Origin of the sequence: Methanoregula sp., assembly GCF_002835825.1 — an archaeon.
In the GTDB taxonomy this organism is placed as follows: domain Archaea; phylum Halobacteriota; class Methanomicrobia; order Methanomicrobiales; family Methanospirillaceae; genus Methanoregula.
Window position 1 is genome coordinate 1 of sequence record NZ_PIZH01000731.1, and the last position, 1078, is coordinate 1078.

The 1078-nt window shown below is 60.7% G+C and carries 1 protein-coding gene and 1 pseudogene; both read left to right on the top strand.

Annotated features, from left to right (window positions below; translation table 11 throughout):
- Positions 1-551 (top strand): phenylalanine--tRNA ligase subunit alpha (gene pheS, locus CW742_RS14770; protein ID WP_292421697.1); only part of this gene is annotated, 551 nt, incomplete at its 5' end.
- Between the two features lie 2 nt (positions 552-553).
- Positions 554-1078: pseudogene (pheT, locus tag CW742_RS14775) on the top strand (phenylalanine--tRNA ligase subunit beta); the annotation flags it as partial.

The window sequence follows — 1078 nt, forward strand, 5'->3', positions numbered from 1 at the left end:
GCTCGGGCGGTGTGTGGAAGGAGGAGCAGGCGGCACACTGCGTGCTCCGGACGCATACGACGAGCCTCTCCATCCAGCACCTTGCACAGAACACCAGACCCCCGGTCAAGGCGTTTGCCGTTGGCAGGGTGTACCGGCGCGAGACGATCGACACAACGCACCTGGCCGAATTCGAGCAGCTCGAAGGGATCGTGATGGATGAGAACGTCTCGTTTGCCAACCTTCTTGGGATCCTTCGCGAGTTCTACAACCGCATGGGATTTGAGAGCGTGCGGTTCAAACCTTCCTTCTATCCCTACACCGAGCCGAGCCTGGACGCCGAGGTCTACGTGGATGGGATCGGCTGGATCGAGATGGGCGGCGCCGGAGTCTTCCGTGAGGAAGTCACTGCGCCTCTTGGCATACAATATCCCGTCCTTGCCTGGGGTCTTGGCGTGAGCCGGATTGCGATGCTACGGCTTGGGTTAAAGGACCTGCGCCTCCTCCACAAGAGCGATGTCGCCTTCCTCCGCGAGACGCCGTCGTACCGGCAGATGAAGGGAGGGATCTGACCATGGCAGTCATCACCCTCCCCTACAAGTATCTCGAGCGACTCGCCCGGACCGACCGGAAGACGATCATCGAGAAAGTCCCCCTGATTGGTTCGGATATCGAGCGGATCGAGGAGGACCACGTGGATGTGGAGTTCTTCCCCGACCGGCCGGACCTCTTCAGTCCCGAGGGAGTAGCCCGTGCCATGCGGGGGTATCTCGGTATCGAGACCGGCCTGTCGGAATACCCGGTCAAACCTTCGGGAATCCGGTTTACCCTCGATCCCCAGCTTGCAGCCATCCGCCCGGTGCTTGGTGCCGCGGTCATCCGCGGCGTAAAGTTCGATGATGAATCGATCCAGAGCATCATGTCCCTGCAGGAGTCCCTTCACTGGGCAGTAGGCCGGGGCCGGAGCAAGGTTGCCATCGGCATCCACGACATGGATACGGTAAAACCGCCGTTCCATTACCTTGCCTCCCCAAGGAGCCGGGGTTTTGTCCCGCTCGACTTCACCGAGAAGATGACCATGGACGAGATCCTCGAGAAG